We start from the raw sequence: 20,949 nt of genomic DNA on the forward strand, positions 1-20,949 counted from the left end.
AGAAATTAGCGAGGATTGTGCGGTGGCAGAAGGGGCCGGGGTGAACGATTTCACACGGCGGCCTTAGAATTGAAAGATACAGATACTAATTACGTTTCGTATTTGACAATCATTATCATTCTGAATAGTTTGTCGCACGTCGTAGGAAGCTTCCTACTTTTGGGTGCTTCCTTTCCCCTCTGTGACAAGGTGATTTCCATGGCGGAACAACTATCCACAAGTAAGTGCGATTCACCATTACTGCAGGCCTTCGTCGACAACCGCAGCATCCTGGTCAAGATCGCCGCACGCATCACCGGCTGCCGCTCGCGTGCCGAAGATGTGGTGCAGGACGCCTTCTTTCGGCTCAGCGCCGCCCCGCAGATCACATCGTCTTTCAAGGCGCAGCTGAGCTACTTGTTCCAGATCGTGCGCAACCTGGCCATTGACCATTACCGCAAGCAGGCGATGGAGCTGAAGTACTCCGGCACCGAGGAGGAAGGCCTGAATGTGGTCATCCAGAACGCCTCGCCCGAAGCAACCCACATCAACCTTGCCGCGCTGGACGACATTGCCGAGGCGCTGAACGAACTGCCGCAGCGTACCCGCTATGCGTTCGAGATGTATCGCCTGCATGGCGTGCCGCAGAAAGACATTGCCAAGGAGCTGGGCGTGTCGCCGACACTGGTCAACTTCATGATCCGCGATGCGCTGGTGCACTGCCGCAAGACCGCCAATCGGCAGGCCTGATCAAACAGGGTTTTCTTCTTCGCGGGCATGCCCGCGAAGAGTCCATCTCGGTATCAAGCTAGCTTGCAACGATCGAAAAACCGCTCCCGCCCCAGAATCATCAGCGCCGCCCGCTTGTGCGGGAAGTCGAACGCCTTGTCGCAATGGAAGCACTGGTCGTGCATGTAGCCGATCATCTTGCCGTTGTCTGCGCGCGGCTCGGCTACCACCCGCTGGGTGCGCGGGTCATCCAGGAACAGGTAGTGCACCAGCGCCGATAGCCAGCTGGCCACCTTGTGCGGCCCTCGATGGCTCTCTTCCCCCACCAGCATATGGATACCACGGTCGTAGTCATCGACCGGGTAAAACGGTGCAATGCGGTCTTCCTTTGCCCAGTACGCCTCGAAGTAGGCAAACGGCTCATCATCGAAGCAGCCAATCAGCGTCAGGGTATGCGGGTCGGCTTCGAGCTTGCTCAGGTACTCATGATGTTGTGCAAGGGTGCCACCCTCCTGCCAGAACGCCTCCACACGCGGGTTGTTCTGCCAGCGGTTGAAGCGTTCCAGGTCGTGTTCGATCTCCAGCGTGCGCAGCGACACCCAGCTACCCAGGCGTGCATCGAAGCGCCGGTATACCTCGCCACGGGGCTTAGGTGCGCGGCGCGGGTGGCGCTTGCCATTGCTGATCTGCATCTGCTGCGGGTACACCGCCGCCACCGACTCACCCAGCCAAGGCTGTGGCAACTGCCAGAACAGCGCCCGCTCGCACAGGTACTGGCCGGGCTGCTCAGCCAGCAACAACAAGCCACTGGCCAGCGCCTGGGGCTGCACCTCGGGCAAATGCCAGACCAGGCGCTGGCAGGCCGTGTCGCGGGACAGCAACCAATAGCAGGCCGCCCACAAGGCTTGATACGGGCGCTCGGGGCACAGCCGATCAAGGTGGACGTGCAGGGTGGCACCCGCCTCGAGGTGCACTTGGATCAGCGGGCGGCCTTCAAGGGTGAGGCTCAGCCAGCGGTCACCCTCCTCGGCACTGAGACTGCGCCAACGTGGCGGTGACTGGGGCTGCGAAGCGGCATCGAACGGCATGGGCTTGACTCACGAAAATGAAGAAAAGGCTCACTGCTGAGAACGTTGCCGCGTTGCGTGAATTTAGTCGCTGGGGGCCGTGACCGTGATGCGGTAGGGCTCGAAGATCCGCGCCAGTTCACCGCTGTTACGCAGGTCACGCAGCAGGCCGGCGAACGATTGCTCGCCAATAGGCGCTCCCGGGCGCAGCAAGGCGTAGTGGTGATAAACCTGGTCAATGCGTTGCGAAGGCACCAACTGCGCCTTGCTCGCTGGGTTGCGCGCGAGGAAATCGCTGAGGTAGGAGCGCGTGACCAGGGCGATATCGGCGCGGCCCGCCTGCACCATCAGCAGGTTGCTGTCGTGGGAATAGGTCAGGGTCGCGTTGTACGTCTTGCGCAGGTAGTCCGGGTCGGGGTTGAAGCTGGCGAAGGCGTAGTGGTAGCCATTGAACAGTGCCAGGCGTTTGCCGCGCAGGTCATCGAAGTAATGCGGGTCGCTGCCATTGGCCTGGCGGGCGACGAACACTTCGGCGTCCTCCAGGCCCATGTCCACGGTTTGGTGGGCAATCTGCTCCCAGCCCCATTGCGGGTTTTCGAAAATCGCCATGTCGGTGCGGCCTTGCTGGAAGTCACCAAACCGCCGCTGGATGGACGTGGGCACCAGGACAAAGTGATAACCCTGCTGCAAGCGGTTGAGCGCGTCGACCAGCTGTGGCAGCAGGCCGGTGTCGGCCCCCTGTTCGGGGCGCACCGTGTAGGGCGGGAAATGCGCCGCGCCAATCTTCACCTCGACAGCATCGGCAGCCCATGCTGGTGCCGCCAACCCGAACACGGCCAGCTGGATCAGGGTGGACAAGGCCTTTAGGCCGGGCGCTGGAGTCAAGACGGACACTCATCACGGTTCATGCCTGGGTCCGCTTAAGCTAGGCGTTTTCCGGGTGCGGCACAACTGCTGGCGCCCGCTCTTTGTGCCAAAGCAGGCGGCAAAATGCCATAGGGTGCCGGATGCCTTGAGTTTGGCTACGCTCTAGCAGGATCTGCAAGGGAGCCTGGTATGGGCCATTGGTTGGTGATCGACCTGGAAGCCACCACCGATGAAGGTGGTTGGCCGGTCACAGAGATGGAAATCATTGAAATCGGTGCAAGCCTGGTCACCCGCGAAGGCCGCGAGGTCGACCATTTTCAGCGTTTCGTCAGGCCACGGCGGCGGCCGCAACTGACCCCTTTCTGCCGTGAGCTGACCCACATCAGCCAGGCAGACGTGGACAGTGCCGCGCCGTTTCGCGAGGTATGGGCAAACGTCGAGCGATGGCTCGGACACCACCGTGGGCAGCTTCAGGCCTGGGTCAGCTGGGGCGACTACGACCGCCAGCAGTTGCACCAGGAATGGCAACAGCATGGGCTCGACAGCCTGCTGCGCACATTGCCGCACATCAACCTCAAGCAACGCTTTGCCAAGGCCCGCCACTTGCAGCGCCCAACCGGCTTGAACGGCGCCCTGCAACTGGCCGGCATGCACTTTTGCGGGCAGCAGCACCGGGCCCTGGAAGATGCGCGCAACACGGCGCGGCTACTACCGTTGACCCTACCCGCCAACAGCCCCTGAAAGCAGATGACGAGGCCTGTGGGCTTGGGCATACTGGCCAGCCCTTTTTCATCCCCCTCTTCAGGAGTCGCCCATGTTCCAGGTCAACGAGTACTTCAACGGCACCGTCAAGTCGATCGCATTCGCGGGCGAAGAAGGCCCCGCCACTGTCGGCGTCATGGCACCGGGCGAATACGAGTTCGGCACTGCCAAGCGCGAGATCATGCACGTGGTATCGGGCGCGCTGACCGTGAAACTGCCGGGTAGCGACAACTGGGAAACCTTCAACGCGGGCGACAAGTTCAATGTTGCCGCCGACAGCAAGTTCCAGCTGAAGGTGAAAGTCGATACCGCCTACCTGTGCGAGTACCGCGACTAACTGTTCGCTATTGGCACGCTCGTTGTAGGAGCGGCCTTGTGTCGCGATAGGGCCGCACAGCGGCCCCGGCAATTTACGCTGCGAAGCTGAAAACCTGGGGCCGCTTCGCAGCCCTTTCGCGACACAAGGCCGCTCCTGCACGTCATATGCCTGCCAAGAAACTGGCCACTCGCTGCGCCGCCGCCTGCAAATGCTGCTCATGGCTGAACCCCGAGACCTTCAACGGCTTCAGGTCATGGTCCCCCGCCACTAGCCAGCTCACCTCGATCGCCGGCGACAACGCATACCCCGCCACCGCCTCGCGGTTACCCAGCGCATCCCGCTCGCCCTGCACGATCAAGGTCGGGGTCTTCAACGCAGCCAAATGCTCCACCCGTGGCTTTTCGGGTTTACCCACCGCGTAGAACGGATAGCCCAGGCACACCAGCGCGTCCGTGCCCAACTCGTCGGCCAACAGGCTCGCCATGCGCCCACCCATGGACTTGCCGCCCACGGCCAGCTTGCCCGCGACCAAAGGTCGCACCTGCCGGTACACCTCGCGCCAGCATTCCAGCAACACCTTCTGTGGGTTGGGCGGCCGCTTGCCGCCGGTAACCCTGCGCTCGGCCATGTACGGGAACTCGAAGCGCACTACCGCAACCCCAAGTGCCGCAAGCCTTTGCGCCATGTCGTCCATGAACCCGCTGTCCATCGGCGCGCCCGCGCCATGGGCCAGGATCAGGCAGCCCTTGTAGCCGTCTTTACCCTGAACGCGCGGAGGATCGCAGCGCAAGCCTGGGACATTTGCGACCTTCGCCCATTGATCCCCGTCAATACCGGCACTTTGCCCATTAATCATGCTTGCCTCGCTGTAAAGCCTGCCAAATAACCGTGGATGGGAACCCATACATGAACACAACCAGCAGTACCGCCTATAACTACAAGGTGGTCCGCCAATTCGCCATCATGACGGTGGTGTGGGGAATCGTCGGGATGGGGCTCGGCGTCTTCATCGCCGCCCAGCTCGCCTGGCCTTCCCTCAACTTCGACCTCCCCTGGACCAGCTTCGGCCGCCTGCGCCCCCTGCATACCAATGCGGTGATCTTCGCGTTCGGCGGCTGTGCGCTGTTTGCCACCTCCTATTATTCGGTGCAACGCACCTGCCAGACCACCCTGTTCGCACCGGGCTTGGCCGCGTTCACCTTCTGGGGCTGGCAACTGGTGATTGTGCTAGCGGCCATCAGCCTGCCGCTGGGCTACACCAGCTCCAAGGAATACGCCGAACTGGAATGGCCGATCGATATCCTGATCACCATCGTCTGGGTGGGCTACGCCATCGTGTTCTTCGGCACGCTGATGAAGCGCAACACCAAGCACATCTACGTAGGTAACTGGTTCTTCGGCGCCTTCATCCTCACCGTGGCGCTGCTGCACATCGTCAACAACCTGGAACTGCCCGTCAGCCTGACCAAGTCGTACTCGGTCTACGCCGGCGCCACCGACGCCATGGTGCAGTGGTGGTACGGCCACAATGCGGTGGGCTTCTTCCTGACCGCAGGCTTCCTGGGGATGATGTACTACTACGTGCCCAAACAGGCCGAACGCCCGGTGTATTCCTATCGCCTGTCGATCGTGCACTTCTGGGCACTGATCACCCTGTACATCTGGGCAGGCCCGCACCACCTGCACTACACCGCCCTGCCCGACTGGGCACAGTCGCTGGGCATGGTGATGTCGCTGATCCTGCTGGCACCGAGCTGGGGCGGCATGATCAACGGCATGATGACCCTGTCGGGCGCCTGGCACAAACTGCGCAGCGACCCGATCCTGCGCTTCCTGGTGGTTTCGCTGGCGTTCTACGGCATGTCCACCTTCGAAGGCCCGATGATGGCCATCAAGACGGTCAACGCCCTGTCCCATTACACCGACTGGACCATCGGCCACGTGCACGCTGGCGCCCTCGGCTGGGTCGCCATGATCTCGATCGGTGCGCTGTACCACACCATCCCGAAAGTGTTTGGCAAAGAGCGCATGTACAGCCTCGGCCTGATCAACGCGCACTTCTGGCTGGCCACCATCGGCACCGTGCTGTACATCGCCTCGATGTGGGTCAACGGCATCGCCCAGGGCCTGATGTGGCGCGCGGTCAACAGCGACGGCACGCTCACCTACTCGTTCGTGGAAACCCTGGTAGCCAGCCACCCAGGCTTCGTCGTGCGCTTCGTCGGCGGTGCGATCTTCCTCAGCGGCATGTTCCTGATGGCCTGGAACACCTGGCGCACCGTGCGTTCGCCAGCGCTTGACGTCGCCCCTGCGAACGCCCAGTTGGCTTGAGGAGAAACGCCTGATGAAACATGAAGTCATCGAGAAAAACGTCGGCCTGATGGCCCTGCTGATGGTGTTCGCCGTCAGTATCGGCGGCCTGACCCAGATCGTCCCGCTGTTCTTCCAGGACGTCACCAACAAGCCGGTGGAAGGCATGAAGCCCTACACCGCACTGCAGCTGGAAGGCCGCGACATCTACATCCGCGAAGGCTGCGTGGGCTGCCACTCGCAGATGATCCGCCCGTTCCGCGCCGAAACCGAGCGCTACGGCCACTACTCGGTGGCTGGCGAGAGCGTGTGGGACCACCCGTTCCTGTGGGGCTCCAAGCGCACCGGGCCGGACCTGGCCCGGGTCGGCGGCCGCTACTCGGACGATTGGCACCGTGCGCACCTGTACAACCCGCGCAACGTAGTGCCGGAGTCGAAGATGCCGTCGTACCCGTGGCTGGTCGCCCAGCAGGTCGACAACAGCCACACCGACGTCAAGATGCGCACCTTGCGCACCCTGGGCGTGCCGTACACCGACGCCGACATTGCCGGCGCCCGTGACGCAGTCAAGGGCAAGACCGAGATGGACGCGCTGGTCGCCTACCTGCAGGTGCTCGGCACCGCGATCAAGAACAAGAGGTGAGTGCGATGCATATGGACATCGGCATGATCCGCGGCCTGGGTACCCTGGTGGTGATGATCGCCTTCATCGGCCTCTCCCTGTGGGTGTTCAACCGCCGCCGCGACCGTGATTTCGCCGAAGCGCGCCTGCTGCCCTTCGTCGACGACCACCTGCCCCCTGCCGGACAGGAACCTGCTGCAAAAAGGAGTAACGGGCAATGACCACCTTCTGGAGTACGTACATCAGCGTACTGACCATCGGTAGCCTGATTGGCCTGACCTGGCTGCTGCTCGCCACCCGCAAGGGCGAGAGCAAAAACACCACCGACCAAACCATGGGCCACAGCTTCGACGGTATCGAGGAGTACGACAACCCGCTGCCCAAGTGGTGGTTCTGGTTGTTCGTCGGCACCTTGGTGTTCTCGGTCGGTTACCTGATCCTCTACCCCGGCCTGGGCAACTGGAAAGGCATCCTGCCTGGCTATGAAAATGGCTGGACCGGCGTCAACGAATGGCAAAAGGAAATGGACAAGGCTGATGCCAAGTTCGGCCCCATCTTCGCCAAGTACGCCGCCATGCCCGTGGAAGAAGTGGCCAAGGACCCGCAGGCGCTGAAAATGGGCAGCCGCCTGTTTGCCTCCAACTGCTCGGTGTGCCACGGCTCGGACGCCAAGGGTGCCTACGGCTTCCCCAACCTCACCGACAAGGACTGGCGCTGGGGCGGCGAGCCGGAAACCATCAAGGCTTCGATCATGAACGGCCGCCACGGCGTGATGCCGGCCTGGGCTGAAGTAATCGGCGAGCAGGGCGTGGCCGATGTGGCCGCGTTCGTGCTGACCAACCTGGATGGCCGCACCCTGCCAGAAGGGATCAAGGCCGACGCGGCCAAGGGCAAGGAAATCTTTGCCAGCAACTGCGTGGCCTGCCACGGGCCGGAAGGCAAGGGCACCCCAGCCATGGGCGCACCCGACCTGACCCACCCGCAGGCGTTCATCTACGGCTCGAGCTTTGCCCAGCTGCAGCAGACCGTTCGTTATGGTCGCCAAGGGCAGATGCCGGCGCAGGCCGAGATCCAGGGCAACGACAAGGTGCACCTGCTGGCGGCGTATGTGTATAGCCTGTCGCAGGATGATGCTGCTGAAACCGTGACTGCCAAGTAATACCCTGGGGCCGCTTTGCGGCCCCTTTCCGCTCCACCCCCTCCCTTGCACCCCCTCCGAACACAACTAAGCTTGTTGCCTCAGTGGGCTTCGCGCCGAAAGGACCGAAGCAGACGCGGCGCATAGCCTGTCGCCGTCCCGATAAAAAGCTTGACCGATCGATCAGAAAAAGGTGAAAAACGGTACACATTACAAATATTTATTTGTGTACAATCGTCCGGACCCGATCGCTGCGGGACATCAGTGAACGGGCTCGGACACGGGTCGGCGTACCAAAGTTGCGTTGCGGTAACCTTGCTGGTTATCAATACTGGCGCCGATTTTTCGACCAACAAGAACATCAAAACCGTGGAACCTTAGAATGAGCACAGCAATCAGTCCGACTGCTTATAACTATAAGGTCGTCCGCCAGTTCGCCATCATGACGGTGGTCTGGGGGATCCTTGGCATGGGCCTCGGCGTCTTCATCGCCTCGCAGCTGGTATGGCCGCAACTGAACCTGGACCTGCCCTGGACCAGCTTCGGCCGCCTGCGCCCGCTGCACACCAACCTGGTGATCTTCGCCTTCGGGGGCTGTGCGCTGTTCGGCACCAGCTACTACGTGGTGCAGCGCACCTGCCAGACCCGGCTGATCTCCGACAGCATGGCCGCCTTCACCTTCTGGGGTTGGCAGGCAGTGATCGTCGGCGCGCTGATCACCCTGCCGATGGGCTACACCACCACCAAGGAATACGCCGAGCTCGAATGGCCGCTGGCGATCCTGCTGGCCATCGTCTGGGTAACCTACGGGTTGGTGTTCTTCGGCACCATCGTCAAGCGCAAGACCAAGCACATCTACGTCGGCAACTGGTTCTACGGCGCCTTCATCGTGGTCACCGCGATGCTGCACATCGTCAACCACATCTCGCTGCCGGTGAGCCTGTTCAAGTCGTACTCGGCCTACGCCGGCGCCACCGACGCAATGATCCAGTGGTGGTACGGCCACAACGCCGTGGGCTTCTTCCTCACCACTGGCTTCCTGGGGATGATGTACTACTTCGTGCCCAAGCAGGCCGAGCGGCCGATCTACTCGTATCGCCTGTCGATCGTGCACTTCTGGGCACTGATCACCCTGTACATCTGGGCAGGCCCTCACCACCTGCACTACACCGCCCTGCCTGACTGGGCGCAGTCGCTGGGCATGGTGATGTCGATCATCCTGCTGGCGCCAAGCTGGGGTGGCATGATCAACGGCATGATGACCCTGTCCGGTGCCTGGCACAAACTGCGCACCGACCCGATCCTGCGCTTCCTGGTGGTTTCGCTGGCGTTCTACGGCATGTCCACCTTCGAAGGCCCGATGATGGCCATCAAGACCGTGAACTCGCTGTCGCACTACACCGACTGGACCATCGGCCACGTCCACGCCGGCGCCCTCGGCTGGGTGGCAATGATCTCGATCGGCGCCGTGTACCACATGATCCCGAAACTCTACGGCCGCGAGCAGATGCACAGCGTCGGCTTGATCAACGCGCACTTCTGGCTGGCCACCATCGGCACCGTGCTGTACATCGCCTCGATGTGGGTCAACGGCATTACCCAAGGCCTGATGTGGCGCGCCATCAACGATGACGGCACCCTCACCTACTCCTTCGTCGAAGCCCTGCAGGCCAGCCACCCTGGCTATATCGTCCGCGCCCTGGGCGGTGCGTTCTTCGCCAGCGGCATGCTGCTGATGGCCTACAACGTGTTCCGTACCGTACGTGCCGCCAACCCGGCACAGGCTGAGGAAGCCGCCAAGATCGTCGTTGTGGGAGCGCACTGATGAAGCATGAAGCCGTCGAGAAGAACATAGGCCTGCTGGCCTTCTTCATGGTCATCGCCGTGAGCGTCGGTGGCCTGACCCAGATCGTCCCGCTGTTTTTCCAGGACGTCACCAACAAGCCGGTCGAGGGCATGAAGCCACGCACTGCGTTGGAGCTGGAAGGCCGCGATATCTACATCCGCGAAGGCTGCGTGGGCTGCCACTCGCAGATGATCCGCCCGTTCCGCGCCGAAACCGAGCGCTACGGCCACTACTCGGTGGCTGGCGAGAGCGTGTGGGACCACCCGTTCCTGTGGGGCTCCAAGCGTACCGGGCCGGACCTGGCCCGTGTCGGTGGCCGCTACTCCGATGACTGGCACCGTGCGCACCTGTACAACCCGCGCAACGTGGTACCGGAATCGAAGATGCCGTCCTACCCGTGGCTGGTCGAGAACAAGCTCGACGGCAAGGACACCGCGAAAAAGATGGAAGTGCTGCGCACACTCGGCACCCCGTACACCGACGCCGACATTGCCGGCGCGCGTGACGCGGTCAAGGGCAAGACCGAAATGGACGCCATCGTCGCGTACCTGCAGGGTCTTGGCACCATCATCAAGAGCAAACGGTGACGCTGATGGATATCGGGATGATTCGCGGCCTGGGCACCGTCGTGGTGATGGTGGCCTTCGTGGGCCTGGCGCTGTGGGTATTCAACCCACGGCGTAAAAAGGACTTCGACGAAGCGACCCAACTGCCCTTCGCGGATGACCCCGAGGCCTGCCGCCACGTCGAGCAAGAGCACGCAAAAGCTTCTGGGAGCAAACAACAATGACAACCTTCTGGAGTCTGTACGTTACCGTCCTGACCCTGGGCACCATCTTCTCGTTGACCTGGCTGCTGCTGTCGACCCGCAAGGGCCAGCGCGAAGAGGTTACCGACGAAACCGTCGGGCATGCCTTCGATGGCATCGAGGAGTACGACAACCCGCTACCCAAATGGTGGTTCTGGCTGTTCGTCGGCACCATCGTCTTCGCCCTCGGCTATCTGGTGCTGTACCCAGGCCTGGGCAACTGGAAAGGCATTCTGCCGGGTTACTCGTACCTGGATAACGACAAGCAGACCGAGTTTTCCAATGGCCAGCCAGGCTGGACCGGCGTGCACGAGTGGGAAAAGGAAATGGCCAAGGCCGACGCCCGTTTCGGGCCGATCTTCGCCAAGTTCGCCGCCATGCCCATCGAGGACGTGGCCAAGGACCCGCAGGCCCTGAAAATGGGCGCGCGCTTGTTCGCCTCGAACTGCTCGGTGTGCCACGGTTCCGACGCCAAGGGTGCCTTCGGCTTCCCCAACCTGACCGATAACGACTGGCGCTGGGGTGGCGAGCCAGACACCATCAAAACCACCATCATGGGCGGCCGCCATGGCGTGATGCCAGCCTGGGCCGAGGTGATCGGCGACCAGGGTGTGGCTGACGTGGCGGCGTTCGTGGTCAGCAAGCTGGATGGGCGCACGCTGCCGGAAGGCGCCAAGGCCGATGCCGAGAACGGGCAAAAGATCTTCGCCGCCAACTGCGTGGCCTGCCACGGGCCGGAAGGCAAAGGTACGCCCGCCATGGGCGCGCCGAACCTGACCCACCCGCAAGCGTTCATCTACGGTTCGAGCTTTGCACAGCTGCAGCAGACCATTCGTTATGGTCGCCAAGGGCAGATGCCGGCCCAGGAGCAACTGCAGGGTAATGACAAGGTGCACTTGCTGGCGGCTTATGTTTACAGCCTGTCGCACCAGGCCGAACCGGCCAAGGCTGAGTAAGCAGGCTCGGCCTCTTCGCGGCTGAAGCCGCGAAGAGGCCGGTACAGCCACGCATTTCTTGCAGGCTGATGACCTGGATCAATTGACACCCGCCATAACACGATTCATACCACGAACCCAACGCGACTAAAGGTCGCAGTGCGGCCCCATACTGCCAACAGCGGCGTATCATGGACCGCAGAGCGCTAGCAGATTGCGCGAGACTGCGGCCGGCACGCACTGGCCGCGGCATTTCTCCACTGCCGTGGGACTTGATGATGAGCAAGCAAATTCCGGTACATGATGTAACCCCGCCTGCCAACAAAGGGAAGGATTCCGTCGACCTTTACGCCTCCCGCGAAAAAATCTACACCCGCGCCTTTACCGGTTTGTTCCGTCGCCTGCGCATGGTCGGCGGTGCTGCACTGTTTCTGCTGTACTTCGGCACCGTGTGGCTGAACTGGAGCGGCCACCAGGCCGTGTGGTGGAACCTGCCCGAACGCAAGTTCTACATCTTCGGCGCCACTATCTGGCCGCAGGACTTCATCCTGCTGTCAGGCATCCTGATCGTCGCCGCCTTCGGCCTGTTCTTCGTCACCGTGTACGCAGGCCGCGTCTGGTGCGGCTACACCTGCCCGCAAAGCGTGTGGACGTGGATTTTCATGTGGTGCGAAAAGGTCACCGAGGGCGACCGCAACCAGCGCATGAAGCTCGACAAAGCCCCCATGAGCGGCAACAAGTTCCTGCGCAAGTTCGCCAAGCACAGCCTTTGGCTGCTGATCGGTTTCGTCACCGGCATGACCTTCGTCGGCTACTTCTCGCCCATCCGTGAACTGGTGATCGAGTTCTTCACTGGCCAGGCCGATGGCTGGGCGTATTTCTGGGTCGGTTTCTTCACCCTTGCCACCTACGGCAATGCCGGCTGGCTACGCGAGCAGGTGTGCGTGTACATGTGCCCCTACGCACGCTTCCAGAGCGTGATGTTCGACAAGGACACGCTGATCGTGTCCTACGACCCGCGCCGTGGTGAAACCCGTGGGCCGCGTAAAAAAGACGCCGACTACAAGGCCCAAGGCCTGGGCGACTGCATCGATTGCACCATGTGCGTACAAGTCTGCCCCACCGGCATCGACATCCGTGATGGCCTGCAGATCGAGTGCATCGGCTGCGCCGCGTGCATCGACGCCTGCGACAGCATCATGGAGAAGATGAATTACCCCAAAGGGCTGATCAGCTATACCACCGAACACAACTTGTCCGGGCAGAAGACTCACATGTTGCGCCCGCGCCTGATTGGTTATGCCGTGGTGCTGCTGGTGATGATCATCGGCCTGGCCACCGCCTTCGCCACCCGTTCGCTGGTTGGTTTCGACGTCAGCAAAGACCGCGTACTGTACCGCGAAAACGCCCAGGGCCGGATCGAGAACGTGTACAGCCTGAAGGTGATGAACAAGGACCAGCGCGACCACGTCTACGTACTGGACGCTGCCGGCCTGCCGGACCTCAAGCTCGAAGGCCAGCGCGAAATCCGCGTGGCCGCTGGTGATATCGTCAGCCTGCCGGTGCAGCTGTCGATCGCCCCCGAGAAGCTGCCCTCGACCACCAACGAAATCACCTTCATCCTCAAGAGCGCCGACGACAGCGACGCCCAGGTTGAAGCCAAGAGCCGCTTCATCGGCCCACAGATCCGCTAAGAGAGATAACGCACAATGCCTGCCGCCACCGCCGCCAGCCCCTGGTACAAGCACCTCTGGCCCTGGATCATCATCGGCATCCTCACCACCTCGGTGTGCCTGAGCCTGACCATGGTCAGCATCGCCGTACGCAATCCGGACAACCTGGTGAACGACAACTACTACGAGGCCGGCAAGGGCATCAACCGTTCACTGGACCGCGAGCTGCTTGCGCAGCAACTGGGACTGAAGGCCAGCGTGCACCTGGACGAGCTGACTGGCGAAGTGGACCTGCGCCTGAGCGGCAACAGTGGCCCGCAAAGCCTGGAGTTGAACCTGATTTCGCCCACCCAGCCGGAGAAAGACCGCAAGGTGCTGCTGAGCCGGGTCGAAGCGGGGCGCTATGTAGGGCAACTGGAAGACAAGGTCGACGGGCGCCGCTTCGTCGAGCTGCTGGGGAGTGAAGGTGGCCAGGTGTGGCGCTTGTTCGAAGAGGAAAAAGTCGAACACGGGGTTACATTGCAACTGGGTGATGAAGCCATCCAAGGCGCCGAGCACCTGTAGGAGCGGCCTTGCCGAAGCGTCGGACCGGTCCGAAAGGGCTGCGCAGCAGCCCCGGCAATCTATGCGACGAAGCTGAAATCGTGGGGCCGCTTCGCGACCCTTTCGCGACACAAGGCCGCTCCTACAGGGGAGCGCGTCAACCGCGCCGATATGTGTAAGGCAATGATGCAATGACCCAGCCCACCCCCTGCTACCACTGCGCCCTGCCCGTCCCGGCCGGCAGCCGCTTTACCGCCGTGGTGCTCGGCGAGCCCCGGGCGTTCTGCTGCCCCGGCTGCCAGGCGGTGGCTGAGTCGATCGTCGCCGGCGGCCTGGAGCACTACTACCAGCACCGCAGTGACAACAGCGCCAACCCCGAGGCCCTGCCCAGGCAGTTGCAGGACGAACTGGCCCTGTACGACCGTAGCGACGTGCAGCAAACCTTCGTCCGTCACCAGGGCGAGCTGGCCGAAACCACCCTACTGATCGAGGGGATCAGCTGTGCTGCCTGTGGCTGGCTGATCGAAAAGCACCTGCGCAACCTGCCCGGCGTCGCCGAGGCGCGCCTGAACCTGTCCAACCACCGTCTGCTGCTGAGCTGGGACGACAAGCAACTGCCGCTCTCGCGCCTGCTCGCCGAGTTGCGCCAGATCGGTTACGCCGCCCACCCCTACCAGCCCGACAAGGCCGCCGAACAGTTGGCCCAAGAGAACCGCAGCGCCCTGCGCCGCCTGGGCGTGGCCGGGCTTTTGTGGTTCCAGGCGATGATGGCAACCATGGCCACCTGGCCGGAATTCAACATCGACCTGTCGCCCGAGCTGCACACCATCCTGCGCTGGGTGGCACTGTTCCTGACCATCCCCATCGTGTTCTACAGCTGCGCACCGTTCTTCAAGGGCGCAGCGCGCGACCTGCGCACCCGTCACCTGACCATGGACGTTTCGGTGTCACTGGCCATTGGCCTGGCGTTCGGTGCCGGCATCTGGACGGCCATCACCGGCAGCGGCGAGCTGTATTTCGACACGGTGGGCATGTTCGCCCTGTTCCTGCTCACTGGCCGCTACTTGGAGCGACGTGCCCGCGAACGCACGGCTGCGGCCACCGCGCAGCTGGTCAACCTGCTGCCAGCCTCGTGCCTGCGCCTGGACGCCATCGGCCGCAGCGAGCGCATCCTGCTCAGCGAGCTGCACTGCGGTGACACCGTGCAAGTGCTGCCTGGGGCGGTAATCCCCGCCGACGGGCGCATCGTCGAAGGCCGCTCGAGCGTCGACGAATCATTGCTGACTGGCGAATACCTGCCGCAACCGCGCCGGGTTGGCGAACGGGTCACCGGTGGCACGCTGAATGTCGAAAGCACCCTCAACGTGGAAGTCGAAGCCCTCGGCCACGATTCACGGTTGTCTGCCATCGTGCGCCTGCTGGAACGCGCCCAGACCGAAAAACCGCGCCTGGCGGAAATCGCCGACCGCGCCTCGCAGTGGTTCCTGTTGTTCTCGCTGCTGGCCGCCGTGGCCATCGGGCTGTGGTGGTGGCATCTGGACCCGACACGGGCATTCTGGATCGTGCTGGCGATGCTGGTGGCGACCTGCCCTTGTGCGCTGTCCCTGGCCACGCCAACCGCGCTTACCGCAGCCACCGGCACCTTGCACAAGCTCGGCCTGCTGGTAACCCGTGGCCATGTGCTGGAGGGCCTGAACCAGATCGACACAGTCATTTTCGACAAGACCGGCACGCTGACCGAAGGCCGCCTGACCCTGCGCAGCATCCGCCCGCTCGGCAGCCAGGCAGCCGACCGCTGCCTGGCCCTCGCCGCAGCGCTGGAAAACCGCTCCGAACACCCCATCGCCCGTGCCTTCGGCCGCACCACCACACCCGCCGAGGACGTGCAGACAATGCCCGGCCTGGGCCTGGAGGGGCTGGTGGACGGCCAGCGCTTGCGCATTGGCCAAGCCACCTTCGTCTGCGCCCTGAGCGGCGCGGAAATCCCCGCCGTGCCGGAGCCACGCGGCCAGTGGCTGCTGCTGGGCGACCGCCAGGGGCCGCTGGCCTGGTTCGGCCTGGACGACCGCCTGCGCGACGATGCCCCGGCCCTGCTCGCAGCCTGCAAGGCACGTGGCTGGCGAACCCTGCTGTTGTCGGGCGACAGCTCGCCGATGGTTGCCGAAGTGGCCGCGCAACTGGGCATCGACCAGGCCATTGGCGGGCTGCTTCCAGACGACAAGCTGGACCGGCTGAAGGCACTGCAGGCACAAGGGTGCAAGGTGCTGATGCTCGGTGACGGCGTCAACGATGTGCCGGTGCTGGCCGCCGCCGACATCAGCATCGCCATGGGCAGCGCCACCGACCTTGCCAAGACCAGCGCCGATGCCGTGCTGCTGTCCAACCGCCTGCAGGCGCTGGTGCAGGCCTTCGACCTGGCCCGCCGCACCCGCCGCAACATCCTCGAGAACCTGCTGTGGGCGACCCTGTATAATGGCCTGATGTTGCCGTTTGCCGCGCTCGGCTGGATCACCCCGGTATGGGCCGCCATCGGCATGTCGGTCAGTTCGCTGATCGTGGTGCTCAACGCCCTGCGCCTGACCCGCATGCCATTGGCGTCGGGCTCATTGCCCCACGAAGCCCCCTTGCCCGGGAGGAAGTCGCCATGCCCGCCCTCTATGTCATGATCCCCGCAGCCCTGCTGCTGGTCGGCGTGGCCGTGTACATCTTCTTCTGGGCGGTGGACAGCGGCCAGTACGACGACCTTGAAAGCCCCGCCCACAGCATCTTGTTCGACGACCAGGACCCTCGCCACCAAGCAGCGGTGAAACCTGACGACACCCCAGCCGACGCCGACAAGGAACCACCACCCCGTGCCTGACCTGCTTCCCCTGCTGGGCTCGGCGCTGGTCCTTGGCCTGCTGGGCGGCGGCCACTGCCTGGGTATGTGCGGCGGCCTGATGGGGGCGCTGACCCTGGCCATACCGCCCGAACAACGAGGCAAGCGCCTGCGCCTGCTGCTGGCCTACAACCTCGGGCGTGTGCTCAGTTATACCAGCGCCGGCCTGTTGCTGGGCCTGGCCGGATGGGCCGTGGCCAGCAGCCCGGCAGCTCTGGGGCTGCGGGTGGTGGCGGCGCTGTTGTTGATTGCCATGGGCCTGTACCTGGCCGGCTGGTGGAGCGGCCTGACCCGCATCGAAGCCCTGGGGCGCGGGCTGTGGCGGCATATCCAGCCGGTGGCGTCGCGCTTGCTGCCGGTTTCCAGCGTGCCCCGGGCGTTGCTGCTGGGCGCCCTGTGGGGCTGGCTGCCGTGCGGGTTGGTGTACAGCACACTGCTATGGGCGGCCAGCCAGGGTAATGCCAGCTATAGCGCGGCGTTGATGCTGGCGTTCGGGGTGGGCACCTGGCCGGTGTTGCTGGCAACGGGGCTGGCGGCGGAACGGGTAAACGCGTTGTTGAGGCGGCGCAGCGTGCGGGTGGCTGGCGGGCTGCTGGTGATGCTATTTGGCATCTGGACCCTGCCCGGGCCGCACCAACACTGGCTGATGGGGCATTGACGGGCACCGCTGCGCAGCCCCAATGCCCTTGATACAAATCAACACCGATTACTACTGACGGCCATAGACTCCGGTGCACTGCTGCTCTTTCCGGGGACCGCCCTCATGCTCGACGACCTTCGTTGGGATACCGACCTGATCCGCCGCTACGATCTGGCCGGGCCACGCTACACCTCCTACCCGACCGCCATGCAACTGCACAGCGAAGTGGGCTCGTTCGACCTGCTCCACGCCCTGCGCGAGAGCCGTCGGGCCGTGCGTCCGCTGTCGCTGTACGTGCACGTGCCGTTCTGCGCCAACATCTGCTACTACTGCGCCTGCAACAAGGTCATCACCAAGGACCGTGCCCGTGCCGCGCCGTACCTGCAGCGCCTGGAGCAGGAGATCCAGTTGATCGCTTGCCACCTGGGGCCCAAGCAGCGTGTTGAGCAGTTGCATTTCGGCGGCGGCACGCCGACCTTCCTCAGCCACGTGGAACTGCGCCAGCTGATGGCAACCTTGCGCCAACACTTCCACTTGCTGGACGACGACTCCGGCGACTATGGCATCGAGATCGACCCGCGGGAGGCCGATTGGTCGACCATGGGCCTGCTCCGCGAGCTGGGCTTCAACCGCGTCAGCCTGGGCGTGCAGGACCTCGACCCGGCCGTGCAGCGCGCAGTCAACCGCCTGCAGAGCCTGGAACAGACCCGTACACTGATCGAGGCTGCGCGCACCCTGCAGTTCCGTTCGGTCAACCTGGACCTGATCTACGGCCTGCCCAAGCAAACCCTGGAAGGTTTTGCGCGCACCGTCGAAGAAGTGATCCGCCTGCAGCCCGACCGCCTGTCGGTGTTCAACTACGCCCACCTGCCCGAGCGTTTCATGCCCCAGCGGCGCATCGACAACAACGATCTGCCCAGCCCGGCTGCCAAGCTGGAGATGCTGCACGCCACCATCGACCAGTTGACCGCCGCTGGCTATCGCTACATCGGCATGGATCACTTCGCCCTGCCGGATGACGAACTGGCCATCGCCCAGGAAGAAGGCACCCTGCAGCGCAACTTCCAGGGCTACACCACTCACGGGCACTGCGACCTGATCGGCCTGGGCGTGTCGGCGATCAGCCAGATCGGCGAGCTGTACTGCCAGAACAGCAGCGACCTCAACACCTATCAGGACAGCCTGTCCAACGCCCAGCTGGCCACCCAGCGTGGCTTGCTGTGCAACCACGACGACCGCATTCGCCGGGCGGTGATCCAACAACTGATCTGCCATTTCGAGCTGGATTTCGAACCGATCGAACAAGCCTTCACTATCGATTTTCGCGGCTACTTCAACGACCTCTGGCCTGAGCTGCTGACCTTGCAGCGCGATGGCCTGATCAGCCTGGACAGCCAGGGCATTCGCATCCTGCCGCCTGGCCGCCTGCTGGCGCGCTCGGTATGCATGGTGTTCGATGCCTATCTGGCGATGCAAAACCGCCAACGTTTCTCGCGGGTGATCTGAAAACCGAGGCGTTCGACCGCATGGACAACTGCCCTTGCCAGGCACACTATGGGCGTACAAGGACTCCCGGCAGGCGACCTGTCGGGGTTTCGCCAGCGCGCACCATCATCGCGCACACTGGCCTACACCCTGCGTCGTGGGTTACCCTTACGACTTATGTGTGCTTTCCCACAAGGATCGATTCAAATGTCCGAGCCAGTCAAACTGCGCCCACACAACCAGGCCCATTGCAAGGATTGCAGCCTGGCCCCCCTGTGCCTGCCTCTTTCCCTGAACCTGGAAGACATGGACGCACTGGATGAAATCGTCAAACGCGGCCGCCCACTGAAGAAAGGCGAGTTCCTGTTCCGCCAGGGTGACAATTTCGGCTCGGTCTACGCAGTACGTTCCGGCGCCCTGAAAACCTTCAGCCTCAGCGACAGCGGCGAAGAGCAGATCACCGGCTTCCACCTGCCCAGCGAACTGGTCGGCCTGTCGGGCATGGACACCGAGGCCTACCCGGTATCGGCCCAGGCCCAGGAAACAACCTCGGTGTGCGAAATCCCGTTCGAGCGGCTTGACGAGCTTTCGGTGCAACTGCCACAGCTACGTCGCCAGCTGATGCGGGTGATGAGCCGGGAAATCCGCGACGACCAGCAGATGATGCTGTTGCTGTCGAAAAAAACCGCCGACGAGCGTATCGCCACCTTCCTGGTCAACCTGTCGGCACGCTTCCGCGCCCGTGGCTATTCGGCCAATCAGTTCCGCCTGAGCATGTCGCGCAACGAAATCGGCAACTACCTGGGCCTGGCGGTAGAAACCGTGTCGCGGGTGTTCACCCGCTTCCAGCAAAACGGCCTGCTGCGCGCCGAAGGCAAGGAAGTGCATATCCTCGACCCGATCCAGCTGTGCGCGCTGGCCGGCGGTGCAATCGAGGCCTGATGTGGGCGTTTAGCGGGTATACTTGGGCATTCGTTTTCCCAGGATACCCGCAACAATGCACAGCGACGCCTTCGACCTCAAAGCCCTGATCCGCCCGGTAGTGGACTTCCCCAAACCGGGTGTGATCTTCCGCGACATCACCCCGCTGTTCCAATCGCCACGCGGGCTTCGCTATGTGGCCGACCAGTTCATCGAGCGCTATGTCGAGGCTGAGTTCAGCCACATTGGTGCCATGGACGCGCGTGGTTTCCTGATCGGTTCGATCATCGCCCACCAGTTGAACAAGCCCCTGATCCTGTTCCGCAAGCAGGGCAAGCTGCCGGCTGACGTGCTGAGCGAGGGTTACCAGACCGAATATGGCGAAGCCTTCCTGGAAGTGCATGCCGACAGCCTGTGCGAAGGCGATTCGGTGCTGATCTTCGATGACCTGATTGCGACTGGCGGCACACTGCTGGCAGCAGCCAACCTGGTGCGCCGTACTGGGGCGCAGGTGTTCGAGGCGGCGGCGATCATTGACTTGCCGGAGCTGGACGGGTCGCGTCGGCTGCAGGCGGCGGGTGTGCCGACCTTCTGCCTGACCGAGTTTTCGCTCAGCGAGTATTAAGCATTCAGGGGCAACGCTGAACCTGTGGGAGCGGGTTTACCCGCGAAGAACCCAACGCGGTATATGGCACCGGCTGCGCCGGTGTTCGCGGGTAAACCCGCTCCCACAGGGCCCCAGTAATTCTGAATCAGAGCGAAATAGGCCGGCGCCCTGCAATGGCATGGGCCAAGGTCCCGCCATCCACCAGCTCAAGCTCGCCGCCCAGCGGCACACCATGGGCAATCCGCGTTGCCGCCAACCCCTTCTCGCTCAACAACTGCGCAATGTAATGCGCCGTCGCCTCGCCCTCCACCGTCGGGTTGGTCGCCAGGATCACCTCGGTAAAGGTGCCCTGCTCCTCGATGCGGGCCATCAGTTGCGGAATGCCGATCGCCTCCGGCCCCAAGCCGTCCAGCGGCGACAGGTGGCCCTTGAGTACGAAGTAACGGCCACGGTAGCCCGTCTGTTCCACCGCATACACATCGGTCGGCCCCTCGACCACGCACAACTGGGTATCGTCACGGCGCGTGTCGGCGCATTGCGGGCACAGCTCCTGCTCGGTCAGGGTGCGGCACTGGCGGCAATGGCCTACCCCCTCCATGGCCTGGGTCAGCGCCTGGGCCAGGCGCAGGCCGCCGCTGCGGTCTCGCTCGAGCAACTGCAAGGCCATGCGCTGGGCGGTTTTCTGGCCGACACCTGGGAGGATGCGCAAACCATCGATCAGTTGGCGAATGAGGGGGCTGAAGCTCATGGGAAAGGCCTGACAATTCAATAAGAGGCGGTTTATACCCAGCGGGGGGCAGTGACGTCAAATCAGTAGACC

General features: G+C 63.1%; 23 protein-coding genes. 19 read left to right on the forward strand and 4 right to left on the reverse strand.

Annotated features, from left to right (window positions below; translation table 11 throughout):
• The first annotated feature begins 198 nt into the window (after positions 1-198).
• The gene (locus DM807_RS23820) at positions 199-729 is read left to right on the forward strand and encodes an RNA polymerase factor sigma-70 (protein WP_012273397.1); all 531 of its coding nucleotides are present in this window, start codon (positions 199-201) and stop codon (positions 727-729) included.
• Between the two features lie 53 nt (positions 730-782).
• Here the strand turns inward: DM807_RS23820 and DM807_RS23825 are convergent, their stop codons facing one another.
• Together DM807_RS23825 and DM807_RS23830 are read right to left on the reverse strand one after the other, a co-directional pair.
• Positions 783-1,796, reverse strand: a complete 1,014-nt coding sequence (locus DM807_RS23825; protein ID WP_060494012.1) for a GNAT family N-acetyltransferase — start codon at positions 1,794-1,796, stop codon at positions 783-785.
• Positions 1,797-1,859: 63 nt separating this feature from the next.
• A complete protein-coding gene (locus DM807_RS23830; RefSeq protein ID WP_012273399.1) occupies positions 1,860-2,660 on the reverse strand; it encodes a substrate-binding periplasmic protein in 801 nt (266 codons plus the stop codon).
• Positions 2,661-2,831: 171 nt separating this feature from the next.
• On the opposite strand from DM807_RS23830, the gene DM807_RS23835 reads away from it, so the two are divergent.
• Positions 2,832-3,383 (forward strand): 3'-5' exonuclease, encoded by a 552-nt coding sequence (locus DM807_RS23835; protein ID WP_012273400.1) that lies wholly within the window; start codon positions 2,832-2,834, stop codon positions 3,381-3,383.
• A gap of 73 nt (positions 3,384-3,456) precedes the next feature.
• Positions 3,457-3,741: a pyrimidine/purine nucleoside phosphorylase gene (ppnP, locus tag DM807_RS23840; RefSeq protein ID WP_012273401.1), complete on the forward strand. Its 285-nt coding sequence runs from the start codon at positions 3,457-3,459 to the stop codon at positions 3,739-3,741.
• 142 nt (positions 3,742-3,883) lie between these two features.
• Here ppnP and DM807_RS23845 read toward each other — a convergent pair whose 3' ends face one another.
• Entirely contained in the window at positions 3,884-4,579 is a 696-nt protein-coding gene (locus DM807_RS23845) for an alpha/beta family hydrolase (protein ID WP_244965082.1), read from the reverse strand.
• A gap of 50 nt (positions 4,580-4,629) precedes the next feature.
• Between DM807_RS23845 and ccoN (DM807_RS23850) the strand changes: the two genes are divergently transcribed.
• From ccoN (DM807_RS23850) to DM807_RS23925, 16 genes are all read left to right on the forward strand, one after another.
• Positions 4,630-6,054, forward strand: a complete 1,425-nt coding sequence (gene ccoN / locus DM807_RS23850; RefSeq protein WP_012273403.1) for a cytochrome-c oxidase, cbb3-type subunit I — start codon at positions 4,630-4,632, stop codon at positions 6,052-6,054.
• Positions 6,055-6,067: 13 nt separating this feature from the next.
• Positions 6,068-6,676 (forward strand): cytochrome-c oxidase, cbb3-type subunit II, encoded by a 609-nt coding sequence (gene ccoO, locus DM807_RS23855; protein WP_012273404.1) that lies wholly within the window; start codon positions 6,068-6,070, stop codon positions 6,674-6,676.
• A gap of 5 nt (positions 6,677-6,681) precedes the next feature.
• Positions 6,682-6,876 carry a cbb3-type cytochrome oxidase subunit 3 gene (locus tag DM807_RS23860; protein WP_012273405.1) on the forward strand — a complete coding sequence of 65 codons (195 nt, stop codon included), beginning with the start codon at positions 6,682-6,684 and terminating at the stop codon, positions 6,874-6,876.
• Positions 6,873-7,814, forward strand: coding sequence for a cytochrome-c oxidase, cbb3-type subunit III (gene ccoP, locus DM807_RS23865; protein ID WP_060494014.1), 942 nt, complete (start codon positions 6,873-6,875; stop codon positions 7,812-7,814). The genes DM807_RS23860 and ccoP (DM807_RS23865) overlap by 4 nt, the downstream gene beginning before the upstream one ends.
• A 361-nt stretch (positions 7,815-8,175) precedes the next feature.
• Entirely contained in the window at positions 8,176-9,618 is a 1,443-nt protein-coding gene (gene ccoN, locus DM807_RS23870) for a cytochrome-c oxidase, cbb3-type subunit I (RefSeq protein WP_012273407.1), read from the forward strand.
• Complete coding sequence (gene ccoO, locus DM807_RS23875; protein WP_003254286.1) at positions 9,618-10,226, forward strand: cytochrome-c oxidase, cbb3-type subunit II; 609 nt, start codon at positions 9,618-9,620, stop codon at positions 10,224-10,226. The genes ccoN (DM807_RS23870) and ccoO (DM807_RS23875) overlap by 1 nt, the downstream gene beginning before the upstream one ends.
• 5 nt (positions 10,227-10,231) lie before the next feature.
• Positions 10,232-10,429 (forward strand): CcoQ/FixQ family Cbb3-type cytochrome c oxidase assembly chaperone, encoded by a 198-nt coding sequence (locus DM807_RS23880; RefSeq protein WP_012273408.1) that lies wholly within the window; start codon positions 10,232-10,234, stop codon positions 10,427-10,429.
• Positions 10,426-11,403, forward strand: coding sequence for a cytochrome-c oxidase, cbb3-type subunit III (ccoP, locus tag DM807_RS23885; protein ID WP_012273409.1), 978 nt, complete (start codon positions 10,426-10,428; stop codon positions 11,401-11,403). Before DM807_RS23880 ends, ccoP (DM807_RS23885) begins: the two co-directional genes overlap by 4 nt.
• Before the next feature lie 257 nt (positions 11,404-11,660).
• Positions 11,661-13,076 carry a cytochrome c oxidase accessory protein CcoG gene (ccoG, locus tag DM807_RS23890; protein ID WP_069942279.1) on the forward strand — a complete coding sequence of 472 codons (1,416 nt, stop codon included), beginning with the start codon at positions 11,661-11,663 and terminating at the stop codon, positions 13,074-13,076.
• 15 nt (positions 13,077-13,091) lie between these two features.
• The gene (locus DM807_RS23895) at positions 13,092-13,619 is read left to right on the forward strand and encodes a FixH family protein (protein WP_012273411.1); all 528 of its coding nucleotides are present in this window, start codon (positions 13,092-13,094) and stop codon (positions 13,617-13,619) included.
• A 170-nt stretch (positions 13,620-13,789) separates the two neighbouring features.
• Positions 13,790-16,264 carry a heavy metal translocating P-type ATPase gene (locus DM807_RS23900; RefSeq protein ID WP_012273412.1) on the forward strand — a complete coding sequence of 825 codons (2,475 nt, stop codon included), beginning with the start codon at positions 13,790-13,792 and terminating at the stop codon, positions 16,262-16,264.
• A complete protein-coding gene (gene ccoS / locus DM807_RS23905) occupies positions 16,243-16,458 on the forward strand; it encodes a cbb3-type cytochrome oxidase assembly protein CcoS (RefSeq protein WP_012273413.1) in 216 nt (71 codons plus the stop codon). Before DM807_RS23900 ends, ccoS begins: the two co-directional genes overlap by 22 nt.
• Positions 16,451-17,134, forward strand: a complete 684-nt coding sequence (locus DM807_RS23910; protein WP_012273414.1) for a sulfite exporter TauE/SafE family protein — start codon at positions 16,451-16,453, stop codon at positions 17,132-17,134. The genes ccoS and DM807_RS23910 overlap by 8 nt, the downstream gene beginning before the upstream one ends.
• Positions 17,135-17,239: 105 nt before the next feature.
• Complete coding sequence (gene hemN, locus DM807_RS23915) at positions 17,240-18,622, forward strand: oxygen-independent coproporphyrinogen III oxidase (protein ID WP_179027997.1); 1,383 nt, start codon at positions 17,240-17,242, stop codon at positions 18,620-18,622.
• Positions 18,623-18,808: 186 nt separating this feature from the next.
• Positions 18,809-19,543: a Crp/Fnr family transcriptional regulator FnrA gene (gene fnrA / locus DM807_RS23920; protein ID WP_012273416.1), complete on the forward strand. Its 735-nt coding sequence runs from the start codon at positions 18,809-18,811 to the stop codon at positions 19,541-19,543.
• A gap of 55 nt (positions 19,544-19,598) precedes the next feature.
• Entirely contained in the window at positions 19,599-20,147 is a 549-nt protein-coding gene (locus DM807_RS23925) for an adenine phosphoribosyltransferase (RefSeq protein ID WP_009683910.1), read from the forward strand.
• Between the two features lie 127 nt (positions 20,148-20,274).
• Here the strand turns inward: DM807_RS23925 and recR are convergent, their stop codons facing one another.
• The gene (gene recR / locus DM807_RS23930; protein ID WP_012273417.1) at positions 20,275-20,877 is read right to left on the reverse strand and encodes a recombination mediator RecR; all 603 of its coding nucleotides are present in this window, start codon (positions 20,875-20,877) and stop codon (positions 20,275-20,277) included.
• Between the last annotated feature and the right edge of the window lie 72 nt (positions 20,878-20,949).

This window comes from Pseudomonas hunanensis (genome assembly GCF_013393325.1).
GTDB lineage: Bacteria > Pseudomonadota > Gammaproteobacteria > Pseudomonadales > Pseudomonadaceae > Aquipseudomonas > Aquipseudomonas putida_P.

Bases quoted from the DNA above. Each gene is read 5' to 3' on its own strand.
- DM807_RS23820 (WP_012273397.1), top strand. From the start codon at position 199: ATGGCGGAACAACTATCCACAAGTAAGTGCGATTCACCATTACTGCAG.
- DM807_RS23825 (WP_060494012.1), bottom strand. From the start codon at position 1,796: ATGCCGTTCGATGCCGCTTCGCAGCCCCAGTCACCGCCACGTTGGCGC.
- DM807_RS23835 (WP_012273400.1), top strand. From the start codon at position 2,832: ATGGGCCATTGGTTGGTGATCGACCTGGAAGCCACCACCGATGAAGGT.
- ppnP (WP_012273401.1), top strand. From the start codon at position 3,457: ATGTTCCAGGTCAACGAGTACTTCAACGGCACCGTCAAGTCGATCGCA.
- DM807_RS23845 (WP_244965082.1), bottom strand. From the start codon at position 4,579: ATGATTAATGGGCAAAGTGCCGGTATTGACGGGGATCAATGGGCGAAG.
- ccoN (WP_012273403.1), top strand. From the start codon at position 4,630: ATGAACACAACCAGCAGTACCGCCTATAACTACAAGGTGGTCCGCCAA.
- ccoO (WP_012273404.1), top strand. From the start codon at position 6,068: ATGAAACATGAAGTCATCGAGAAAAACGTCGGCCTGATGGCCCTGCTG.
- DM807_RS23860 (WP_012273405.1), top strand. From the start codon at position 6,682: ATGCATATGGACATCGGCATGATCCGCGGCCTGGGTACCCTGGTGGTG.
- ccoP (WP_060494014.1), top strand. From the start codon at position 6,873: ATGACCACCTTCTGGAGTACGTACATCAGCGTACTGACCATCGGTAGC.
- ccoN (WP_012273407.1), top strand. From the start codon at position 8,176: ATGAGCACAGCAATCAGTCCGACTGCTTATAACTATAAGGTCGTCCGC.
- ccoO (WP_003254286.1), top strand. From the start codon at position 9,618: ATGAAGCATGAAGCCGTCGAGAAGAACATAGGCCTGCTGGCCTTCTTC.
- DM807_RS23880 (WP_012273408.1), top strand. From the start codon at position 10,232: ATGGATATCGGGATGATTCGCGGCCTGGGCACCGTCGTGGTGATGGTG.
- ccoP (WP_012273409.1), top strand. From the start codon at position 10,426: ATGACAACCTTCTGGAGTCTGTACGTTACCGTCCTGACCCTGGGCACC.
- ccoG (WP_069942279.1), top strand. From the start codon at position 11,661: ATGAGCAAGCAAATTCCGGTACATGATGTAACCCCGCCTGCCAACAAA.
- DM807_RS23895 (WP_012273411.1), top strand. From the start codon at position 13,092: ATGCCTGCCGCCACCGCCGCCAGCCCCTGGTACAAGCACCTCTGGCCC.
- DM807_RS23900 (WP_012273412.1), top strand. From the start codon at position 13,790: ATGACCCAGCCCACCCCCTGCTACCACTGCGCCCTGCCCGTCCCGGCC.
- ccoS (WP_012273413.1), top strand. From the start codon at position 16,243: ATGCCCGCCCTCTATGTCATGATCCCCGCAGCCCTGCTGCTGGTCGGC.
- hemN (WP_179027997.1), top strand. From the start codon at position 17,240: ATGCTCGACGACCTTCGTTGGGATACCGACCTGATCCGCCGCTACGAT.
- fnrA (WP_012273416.1), top strand. From the start codon at position 18,809: ATGTCCGAGCCAGTCAAACTGCGCCCACACAACCAGGCCCATTGCAAG.
- DM807_RS23925 (WP_009683910.1), top strand. From the start codon at position 19,599: ATGCACAGCGACGCCTTCGACCTCAAAGCCCTGATCCGCCCGGTAGTG.
- recR (WP_012273417.1), bottom strand. From the start codon at position 20,877: ATGAGCTTCAGCCCCCTCATTCGCCAACTGATCGATGGTTTGCGCATC.